The organism is Hypericibacter sp. (assembly GCF_050729195.1).
Lineage (GTDB): Bacteria > Pseudomonadota > Alphaproteobacteria > Dongiales > Dongiaceae > Hypericibacter.
The window spans coordinates 1-9,839 of the sequence record NZ_JBOHKS010000177.1 but is presented as its reverse complement, the minus strand read 5'-3'; the positions used below and the strand labels follow the sequence as shown (position 1 = coordinate 9,839).

The 9,839-nt window shown below is 65.7% G+C and carries 7 protein-coding genes and 1 pseudogene; 6 read left to right on the top strand and 2 right to left on the bottom strand.

Translation table 11 applies throughout. From position 1 onward, the window contains the following. The first annotated feature begins 227 nt into the window (after positions 1 to 227). The 4 genes from ACREE8_RS13890 (at position 228) to ACREE8_RS13875 (ending at position 5,510) form a co-directional block, all read left to right on the top strand. On the top strand, positions 228 to 1,046 hold the full coding sequence (locus tag ACREE8_RS13890; RefSeq protein WP_431573600.1) for a response regulator: 819 nt from the start codon (positions 228 to 230) through the stop codon (positions 1,044 to 1,046). A 175-nt stretch (positions 1,047 to 1,221) separates the two neighbouring features. Then, entirely contained in the window at positions 1,222 to 1,845 is a 624-nt protein-coding gene (locus ACREE8_RS13885) for a DUF1127 domain-containing protein (protein WP_431573599.1), read from the top strand. A gap of 291 nt (positions 1,846 to 2,136) precedes the next feature. Next, on the top strand, positions 2,137 to 2,994 hold the full coding sequence (locus ACREE8_RS13880; RefSeq protein ID WP_431573598.1) for a cytochrome-c peroxidase: 858 nt from the start codon (positions 2,137 to 2,139) through the stop codon (positions 2,992 to 2,994). Next, positions 2,991 to 5,510, top strand: a complete 2,520-nt coding sequence (locus ACREE8_RS13875) for a two-component system VirA-like sensor kinase (RefSeq protein WP_431573597.1) — start codon at positions 2,991 to 2,993, stop codon at positions 5,508 to 5,510. The genes ACREE8_RS13880 and ACREE8_RS13875 overlap by 4 nt, the downstream gene beginning before the upstream one ends. 16 nt (positions 5,511 to 5,526) lie before the next feature. On the opposite strand, the pseudogene ACREE8_RS13870 reads toward ACREE8_RS13875, so the two are convergent. Continuing rightward, a pseudogene (locus tag ACREE8_RS13870) lies at positions 5,527 to 6,299 on the bottom strand (IS5 family transposase). A 179-nt stretch (positions 6,300 to 6,478) separates the two neighbouring features. Here ACREE8_RS13870 and ACREE8_RS13865 point away from each other — a divergent pair. Beyond that, a complete protein-coding gene (locus tag ACREE8_RS13865) occupies positions 6,479 to 7,132 on the top strand; it encodes a glutathione S-transferase family protein (RefSeq protein ID WP_431573596.1) in 654 nt (217 codons plus the stop codon). Positions 7,133 to 7,196: 64 nt separating this feature from the next. Here ACREE8_RS13865 and ACREE8_RS13860 read toward each other — a convergent pair whose 3' ends face one another. Next, entirely contained in the window at positions 7,197 to 8,801 is a 1,605-nt protein-coding gene (locus ACREE8_RS13860; protein WP_431573601.1) for a peptide chain release factor 3, read from the bottom strand. A gap of 426 nt (positions 8,802 to 9,227) precedes the next feature. Between ACREE8_RS13860 and ACREE8_RS13855 the strand changes: the two genes are divergently transcribed. Then, positions 9,228 to 9,839 (top strand): S1C family serine protease (locus ACREE8_RS13855; RefSeq protein ID WP_431573595.1); only part of this gene is annotated, 612 nt, incomplete at its 3' end.

Sequence of the window (9,839 nt, the reverse complement as noted above, 5' to 3'; positions counted from 1 at the left end):
GGTCTGCTGCAAGAGGCTCGGCATCGATAACGGAATCGTGATCGTCCGGGTGCGGTTTCGAGCGATCGAGACAAGACGCGTCAGGTCGCGTGCGACAAATGGTGTCATCAGTGTCTCTGCGACTTTGCGAATGGCAAAAGAATGACAACTCTCGACAGCAGCGCCCCGACAGGACATTTAGCGCTCGGGGGCTCCATCGAATTCTGATCAAGGAAAGCAACTTGCCGATGCAGATCATCAACGGCAAAGCGGCGGCTGCCGACAAGAACCGTCTGGAGAAGCGTCCTGCCCTCGAAGGAAACGACGAGGCGGCCCTCGAGGACGGGACCAGCCCCGCCCGCGTCCTCGTGGTCGATGACGATCCGACGATGCGGAACATGGTCGTCGACTATCTCGAGAAGTATCACATCCATACCGTCTCGGCTTCGGGCCGGGAGGAGATGGCGAAGCGATTTGCCGAGGGCGAGCCGAACCTGGTCCTGCTCGATCTGCGCCTGGGCCAGGACGACGGCCTCGATCTCCTGCGCGAGATCCGCCTGCGTTCCGACGTTCCCGTGATCATCACCACCGGTCATCGGCGCGACGAGATCGATCGGGTGGTCGGGCTCGAGCTCGGCGCCGACGACTACGTCACCAAGCCGTTCGGCTTGCGGGAACTGCTGGCTCGCATCCGCGCCGTGTTGCGGCGGCGGGAAGGCGCCGGTGCCGCGCCGCCGCGGGAATCCGAACAGGGCCGTTGCCGATTCGGCGGATGGGAGCTCCATCGGCGCTCGCGGCGCCTGACCGATCCGAATGGCGCCCCGGTTCCCCTCACCAAAGGCGAATATGCCATGCTGGTCGCCTTCCTCGATGCTCCGCAACGTCCGCTTTCGCGCGAGTATCTGCTGCAGGCGACGCGGGTCCATGAGGATATCTTCGATCGCAGCGTCGACGTGCAGGTCCTGCGGTTGCGCCGCAAGTTGGAGATCGATCCGAGCGCGCCGCGATTCATCCGGACCGAGCGCGGCGTGGGCTATGTGTTCGCCTTGCCGGTCGAACGGCTCTGATCCGACTCTGCCGGTCGCTCTGGTCTCGGTTCAACGGCGCCATCGTGGCGACAATGCGCCGCATCGGGCCTGGAGACGACCGCTACAGCGGTAGTCACATTCGGCGATCGCGTGACGATCCCGCAACATGCGGTCCGCAGGATTTCTCTCCCCGACCAAACCAGTGGAGAGATCGATGCGCTTAGACCTGCACGCCTTTGGCGACGCGATGGTTGCACCCCTGTCGGAGTCCGGCAGGGACAGAGAACGGGCCGAGGCAGGAGAAGGATGGATTGCCTTCAATGAGGAGCGGTCGCTTCCGGAAAGATCCGGCCGGACCGCGTGGTGGCGCTCCATTGCTACGGCGACGTCGGTGTTCACCGCAAACGCCCTTGCGGGCGTTGCCTGGGCTGCCGTCGCGACTTACCCAAGCGTTCTCATTGGCCCCGACCGGCATGTCAATAACGACGAGCCGGTCGGCGACCAGTCCTTATTCCGTTTGGACAGCGATCGCCCGGTGTCCGCGGGCGCCGAGAATCGAGACCGTACCCGTCATTCATCAGAGGAGCCTTTCGGCATGAATAGCCTTCTCATCTTCGAAAACGTGAGCATCGCCGAGACCGCGGAATCCGACCGCCCGAGCTTTCAGGCCCGGCTCTTCTCGATGCCGGGCAGGCTCTGGTCGAGCCTGGTTCTTGGCCATCAGAACCGGCGCGCCATCGCCGATCTGTCCGCGCTCGACGATCGGATGCTGAAAGACATCGGGGTTTCGCGCGGCCAGATCGTACGCGCCGTGAGAGACGGCCGCGATGGATGGTGACGCGCCGAAGGCTGGCGATCCCCGGCTCGTGGAACTGGAGGCCGGGAAGGGTGGGCCGTTTGCCCATCCTTCCCGGCCCATTATTTTGTATAGCCAGCGCTGATTCCCTCGCCCATGTCTCGTGCCTCCTACTCCTCGCCCCTTGCGACCGACGCAGCCGCCCCGGCTGCGTCGCCGTTACGTCATGGGTGGGCGAGACCCTGCCTGGTTGGAGCCCTTCTGGCCGGTCTTTTCCTGCTCCTGACGGGCGAAGCGCCGGCCCACGGCCCCGCTTCGCAACCGTCGGTTCCGATGTTCTCCGCCAACCAGGAACCGATCACCCCCATTCCGCTGCCTCCGGCAGCCGATCCGCAGAAACTGGCGTTGGGCAAGCGCCTGTTCGAGGATCCGCGGCTGTCCCAGGACGGAACGCGAACCTGCATCTCCTGTCATAACACGCGGGCCAATGGGGCCAGCGGCAACCGGCTCGATACCGGCCGCGACGGGTCGCCGCTTCCGCTCAATACCCTCAGCGTCTTCAATGCGGCCCTCAGCTTCCGCTTGAGCTGGCAGGGGAGCTTCCGGACGCTCGAGAGCCAGGCCGAAGCCTCGCTGGAAAGCCCCGCGGTCATGGCGACGAATGCCAACGATGTGGCGGCCCGTCTGGCGGACGATCCGGAGATGGTTCGCCAATTCACCGCAGCTTATGGCCATGGCCCCGACCGGACCAGCCTGCTCGACGCCATCGCCACCTATGAACGCTCGCTGCTGACACCGGGGAGCCGGTTCGACCGCTGGCTTAATGGCGAGACCACGGCGCTGACCGCCGAGGAACAGGATGGTTATCGCCTTTTCAAGACGCTGGGCTGCGCCTCCTGCCATCAGGGCGTCAATATCGGCGGCAATCTCTTCCAGCGTCACGGCATCTTCGCGCCGCTGGCCGCGCCCAATCCCGAAATCCTGCGGGTGCCGAGCCTGCGCAATGTCGCGATGACGCCGCCTTACTTCCACGATGGCAGTGCCGCAACGCTCGAGGATGCGGTGCGGCGGATGGGCCGCGCCCAGCTCGATCGCACCCTGTCGGGCCAGCAGGTTCAGGCCATCGTCGCCTATCTGCGAAGCCTGACGGGCCGCTATCAGGGTCGGGCCGTGGCCCAGGCGCCGCCATGAGACTGGTTCAGGCCGCCACTGCCGCGCTGCTGCTGGTCATGCTGCTCACCTGGCTGTCGTTTCGCGCCATCAACTCCCAGGCCGAGCTGTTCGACCAGGCGTTGACGGCGCTCGACGATTTCTCCATCGGCGAGAGCGGGCTGGAGCAGGACGTGTTGACCGCGCGCGCCGGGTTGCTGCGCAATTACGATCCCCTAGTGCAGAAGGAGAACCGGATCAAGGAGGCGCTCATCCAGCTTCGCACCATCGCGGAGCAGGATCCGGATATCGGGCCCGGCGTCGGCCTGCTGATGAGCTCAGCGGCGCACCAGGAAGGCCTGCTCGAATCCTTCAAGAGCAACAACGCCCTGCTTCAAAACTCGCTGGCCTATTTCGGGCTGTTCAGCGATCGCCTCGCCGGGTCCAACGGCAACGAATCGCTGGTGCCGGTTGTGGGCGCCCTGGCGACCGCCATGCTGCATCTGACGCTCGACACCTCGTCGGAGACGGCGCGTCTCGTGGACGACCGGCTGGACGATCTCGCCGCGCTGACCCCGACGGCGGCCAGCGCCGATTCGATCCGGGCGTTGCTGGCGCATGGCCGGCTGCTTCGCAATCTGCTGCCCGAGACCGATAGCGTCCTCACGGCGCTGCTCGACGCTTCGGGGATGGAGGAGCAGAGGGCGCTGCGGTCGGTGATCCTGCGGCAGCAGCAGGCGTCGCGGGATATCGCGCGCGTCTTTCGCGGCCTTCTCTATGTGACGTCGCTGCTGCTGTTCGGCCTTCTGGTCCATCTCGGGCTGCGGTTGCGGCAAAGGACATTGGCGCTGCAGTGGCGCGCCGCCGTCGAGCACAAGATCGCCGGCATCTCGACCCGCCTCATCGCGGCCCAGCCCTCGGAGCTTGCCGGGCATATCGAGCAGGCCCTCGCCGAGATGGCCGATTGCGTCGGCGCCGACCGCGCCTATCTGATGCTTCCCTCACGGCGGACCCCGACGCAGGCTTGGTGCCGCAAGGGCGTCGGTTTTCCGGTGGGATGGCCCGACGGCGCGCCGATGCTGTCGCGGCGCTTCCATCCGACCAGCGAGGGAATCATCCATGTGCCGCATGTCGACCGGCTGATGTCGGGCCTGGAGCGCGGTGCCCTTCAGGATGCCGGTGTGCGGGGCTGGGCCTGCGCCACGCGCGGCGAGGGGGAGTCGGTCGACGCCTTGCTCGGCTTCGATCTGCTGAGCCCGGCTCGTCGCCGGCAGCAAGGCGGGCTTGGGCTGTTGCGCGTCGTTCTCGATGCCCTGGCCAATGCGGCGGAACGGGAGTTCTTCGACCAGGAACAAGCCCGGCTGGAGAAGCGCCTGCAGCAGGCCCGCCGCATGGAGACGATCGGCGCTCTGGCCAGCGGCATCGCGCATAACTTCAACAACATCGTGGGCGCCATCCTCGGCTATACCGAGATCGCCGAGGCGCAGGTTGCGCCCGACAGCGGGCCCGCGCGCAACCTCGCCGAGATCCGTCAATCCGGGGAGCGTGCGCGCGACCTGATCGATCAGATTCTCACCTTCGGCCGCCGGCGCGACGTCCGGCGCACGCCGATCGGCATGAAGGTGTTGATGGCGGAGACTGAATCCCTGCTTCGCGCCTCGCTGCCGCCCCGGGTCGAGCTGGTCGTGCCGGAGACGAGAGAGGCGGCCACCATCTTCGGCGAGCCGGAGCAGCTGCAGCAGGTCATCGTCAATCTCGCCAAGAACGCCGCGCAGGCGATGGGCGACGCCGGTCGTGTCCAGATGGAGTGGGAGCTGCAGGAGGTGGCATGGCGGATGCCGCTCACCTGCGGCGAGCTGACGCCCGGCCGCCATGTCAGGATCGCGGTGAGCGATTCCGGCTGCGGCATGGACCATGCGGTGCTGGACAAGATCTTCGATCCGTTCTTCACCACCCGTCTCGCCGGCAACGGGCTCGGTCTTGCCACAGTGCGCGAGATCGTGCTCGAGCATGGCGGCGCCATCAAGGTCTGGAGCAAGCCCGAGGTCGGCAGCCGCTTCGAGGTTTGGCTTCCCTGTTTCGCGGCCGCGGAGCCGCCCCGCGAAGAGAACGCCCCGGCGCTGCCCTTCGGCGAGGGCGAAACCATCCTGGTCATCGACCAGGACCGGCGCCGGCTGCTCCGGCATGAGGAAATGCTGGCGGCTCTCGGTTACGAGCCGGTCGGCTTCATGTCGCCCGCCGAGGCCTTGACGGTTTGCGAGATGACGCCGGGCCGGTTCGACGCCCTGGTGATCGGCAATGTCGGGGCCGATTCGGCCATCGATCTCGCGCAGGCGCTCCAGCCCCTGGCGCCGCATCTGCCGATCATCCTGGCGATGTCCTCGCCGCGCGACACCGATGTCGACGCGCTGGTGGCGGCGGGAATCCGCGAGGTGGTGCGCCAGCCCCTGAATTCCGTCGAGATCGCGGAGGCTCTGGCGCGTGCGTTGGCCGGCGCTGGAGGCTGGCGCCGGTCCGACCGCGCGTCCCTTCCCGGTGCCGAGGCCCTGTCGGGATAAGGGCTAGGGTCAGGACTCATTGACCGGGCCAAATGATAATGGTTGCCGCGATGCAGATAGCGCTGAAGAATGTGTGAGCGCAGCGGTCGTAGCGCATTGAGATACGCTGCCAGTCTTTTAGCCTTGCGAACATATTCTCGACCTTGTGGCGCTGTCGATACAAAGTCTTGCAGTATGTTGCGGGCGACCGGCGCTTGGCTCGCGGTGGGATGCAAGGCGTGATGCCGCGTCCGGCGAGAGCGTCTCGGAATGCATCACTATCATAGCCCTTGTCGGCAATAATCGTCCCGGCGTCTGGCAGCATTGGATAGATCAGAGCCGCGCCCTTATGGTCACTCATTTGTCCTTCTGTTTTGTCCTTCTGTGAGAAGAAGGATAACTGGCCGGCCAGCGCCATCGCAAACCGCGTGCAGCTTGGAGTTTAGCCCGCCTTTCGTGCGGCCGATGAGACGGGGTGAATCCCCCTTTTGAGCAGACTGGTGGCTGTCCGACGCGCCTTAAGATGCGTGCTGTCGATCATCACGCGGTCGGGCGGTCCGCTCTCAGCCGCAAGGTTGGCGAAGATTCGGTCGAAGATGCCCATGCGGGGCCAGCGAATGAACCGGTTGTAGAGCATCTTATGGGGGCCATAGACCGCGGGCGCATCCGCCACCGCAGACCATTCCGGATCACATGGACTATCCCGCTGACCACAGGCCGGTCATCCACGCGCGGAAAGCCACGCGTCCGGGGGAAAAAGGGTTCAATGCGCTTAAGCTGAGCCTTAGTCAGCCAGAATTGATCAGACATCGGCAGGTCCTCCTGCCGCGCTTGAATCACGATGTCACATCAGATGGAATTGGAGTTTGCAAAGGTCTGCTGCGCGGACAAACCGGACATGGAACGGGGTCGTCTTCAATCTCGGTGAGTTTGCCTTGACAGCTTGCCAGCCTCGCAGCCGATGATTTTGGCCAAGGAGAAGCCTCACTGTGACCATCACCATCACCGCCTTTGAACGGTCGCCCGATGGCGGCAGGGGGTTGGCGCGTGATACGCGCGTTCGCTGGGCGCTGGAAGAAGTGGGCCAACCTTACAAGGTTCGTCTTGTTTCGTTCAGGGCGATGAAGGAACCCGCGCATCTGGCGCTTCATCCTTTCGGCCAGATTCCGACCTATGAGGAAGGCGATCTCGCCCTGTTCGAGACCGGGGCGATCGTGTTCCATATCGCCGAGCGCCATGCCGGCCTGCTGCCGGACGATGCGAATGACCGGGCGCGCGCGATCACATGGATGTTTGCCGCGCTCAACACGGTGGAGCCGCCGATCCTTGAACTCGGAACCGCCAGACTCCTGGAGGGCGACAAGCCCTGGTCCAAGCAGCGTATGCCTCTGGTCGAGGATCGCGTCCGCGGTCGGCTGGGCCAACTTTCCAGTCGCCTGGGCGATGCCGACTGGCTCGACGGTGCGTTCAGCGCGGGCGACCTGATGATGGTGTCGGTGCTGCTCAGGTTGAAATCATCGGGCATTCTGGACGAATACCCGAAGCTGGCTGCCTATGTCGCCCGCGGCGAAGCGCGCCCCGCCTACAAGCGGGCTTTCGACGCTCAATTGGCGGTTTGCACCGGCAAGCCACCGACCGGCTGATCGAGGTCCATCCTGAGCTCGAAGTCGTCATCCGAGCTTTTCGTTCAGTTTATGGGTCCTGACCCTAGGTCCGCTCCCGGGTCTTGAGGAAACGCAGATTGGGCCAGTCGCGGATGGTGCGGTTGAGGTCCCAGGTATCGCGGGCGAGGAAAACCGGCGCGCCGTCGCGATCCTCGGCGAGGCTGCCGCTGTTGCGCTCGATGAACTGCTTCAGATGGGCGGGATCGTCGCCGGCGACCCAGCGGGCGGTCTCGAAGGGCGCCATCTCGAAGCCGACCGCGATCTTGTATTCGGTCGCGATGCGCGAGGAGAGCACCTCGAGCTGGAGCTGGCCGACCACGCCGACGATCCATTGCGATCCGATGATCGGGCGGAACACCTGGGTCACGCCTTCCTCGGCAAGATCCTCGAGTGCGCGGCGGAGCTGCTTCGTGCGCATCGGATCGTCGAGACGCACGCGGCGCAGGATCTCGGGCGCGAAATTGGGAATGCCGGTGAAGCGGAGCTCTTCGCCTTCGGTGAGCGTGTCGCCGACGCGCAAGGTGCCATGGTTGGGGATGCCGATGATGTCGCCTGGCAGCGCCTCTTCCGCCAGCTGGCGCTCGCGCGCGAAGAAGAAGATCGGGTTCTGCAGCGAGATCATCTTGCCCGAATGGACCTGGCGCAGCTTCATGCCGCGGCGCAGCCGCCCGGAGCAGAGGCGCAGGAACGCCACCCGGTCGCGATGGTTCAGGTCCATGTTCGCCTGCATCTTGAAGACGAAACCGGTCACGGCCTTCTCGTCCGGATAGACGGTGCGGGGCTCGGCCGGCTGCGGCCGCGGCGGCGGGGCCAGGGTCGCCAGCGCCTGGAGCAGCTCGGTGACCGCGCAATCCTTGAGCGCGCTGCCGAAATAGACCGGCGTCAGATGACCACCGCGGTAGGAGTCCAGATCGAAGCCCGGATAGGCCGAGGCCGCCAGCGCCGCGCTTTCGCGGAACGAGGCCAGGATTCTTTCGGGCACCAGCGCGTCGAGCTGCGGGTCGTCGATGCCGCCAGTGGCGACGACACGGCCATCGCCGGCTCCCGGCCGGCTCTCGGATTTGAGGTAGCGATGGTCGCGCAGATCGAACGCACCGCGGAAATCGCCACCCATGCCGACCGGCCAGGTCATCGGGCAGACATCGAGCGCCAGCGTGCTCTCGATCTCGTCGAGCAGCGCGAAGGGATCGAGGCCCTCGCGGTCGATCTTGTTGATGAAGGTGATGATCGGGATGTCGCGCAGCCGGCAGACCTCGAACAGCTTGCGGGTCTGGCTTTCGATGCCCTTGGCCGCATCGATCACCATGATCGCGGAATCGACGGCGGTCAGCGTGCGGTAGGTGTCCTCGCTGAAATCCTGGTGGCCCGGCGTGTCGAGCAGGTTGAAGGTCAGGCCGTCGCGCTCGAAGGTCATGACCGAGCTCGAGATCGAGATGCCGCGGGCGCGCTCCATCTTCATCCAGTCCGACTGCGTGCGCCGGCGCTCGCCATGGGCCTTCACATGGCCGGCGAGATGGATGGCGCCGCCGAACAGCAGCAGCTTCTCCGTCAGCGTGGTCTTGCCCGCGTCGGGATGCGAGATGATCGCGAAGGTCCGCCGGGATTCGGACGCGGTCGGGGCGGCGGACGAGGTGAGGTTGGTCGGCACGGCCGTCAAAATGGCAATCCTTTGAGTCTGGAACCGGTGTGAGAGGCCTTAAATGGGGCGGCGGAGGCCCGAAAAGGAGGCTTGGCGCGGGGAAAAACCCCTGCTGATGCGCTTTCCAGCGCCGTTGGACGTTTCCAAAGGACGGTCGGCAAGCCCGGTTGCGGGCGCAAACTAACGGCCGCGCCCCCGCTTGTGTAGCCCTAAATCAGGCAGGGTCTTGACGGCCGCATCCGGTCGCGCCGGAGCGGTCCTTGTCGCCGTTCCACCCTGTTGGCGAAGTGCGTGAGCCTTCCTACATATGCAGCAATTCAGGAGATCCTTCCTGGCCGCCCTTTCCGGCGGCGCTTCTCCCGGCCGCTTTTCGACAGTTTTCGGGTTCCGTCGCGCCTCGCGGCCATGGCCGGCGGGATCCCCTGCGAGACCCCTATGCTTGACGATTCCACCCTTGTTTCCGTGCCTGAGAGCGTCTCTTCGCCCGCCGACGAGAGCCCGCTCGACGCCTATTCGCGCGTCGTCTCCAGCGTGGCCGACCGGGTCGGCCCGGCGGTCGTGCGCGTGGAAAGCGGCGGCCCCGACCGGCGCGGCGGCATCGGATCGGGCGTCATCATCGCCGATGACGGGCTGGTCCTGACCAACAGCCATGTCGTGGCGGGCGCGTCGCGCGTGCGCCTCGTCCTCAGCGAGGGCCGCGAGACCGAGGCCCAGGTGCTGGGCGACGATCCGGACACCGACCTGGCGCTGCTGCGCGCCGAGCTGCCGCGCGGGGTCCCCGCGGCGGCCCTGGGCGATTCCAAGAAGCTCAAGCGCGGCCATCTGGTGGTGGCGATCGGCAATCCGCTCGGGTTCGAATCGACGGTCACCGCCGGCGTGGTCTCGGCCCTGGGCCGGTCGCTGCGTTCGCAGAAGGGCCGGCTGATCGAGGACGTGATCCAGACCGACGCGGCGCTCAATCCGGGCAATTCCGGCGGGCCGCTGGTCTCCTCGCGTGGCGAGGTGATCGGCATCAACACCGCGGTGATTGCCGGCGCGCAGGGCATC

Coding starts and splice junctions, on each gene's coding strand:
- ACREE8_RS13890 (WP_431573600.1), top strand. CDS start 228: ATGCAGATCATCAACGGCAAAGCGGCGGCTGCCGACAAGAACCGTCTG.
- ACREE8_RS13885 (WP_431573599.1), top strand. CDS start 1,222: ATGCGCTTAGACCTGCACGCCTTTGGCGACGCGATGGTTGCACCCCTG.
- ACREE8_RS13880 (WP_431573598.1), top strand. CDS start 2,137: ATGTTCTCCGCCAACCAGGAACCGATCACCCCCATTCCGCTGCCTCCG.
- ACREE8_RS13875 (WP_431573597.1), top strand. CDS start 2,991: ATGAGACTGGTTCAGGCCGCCACTGCCGCGCTGCTGCTGGTCATGCTG.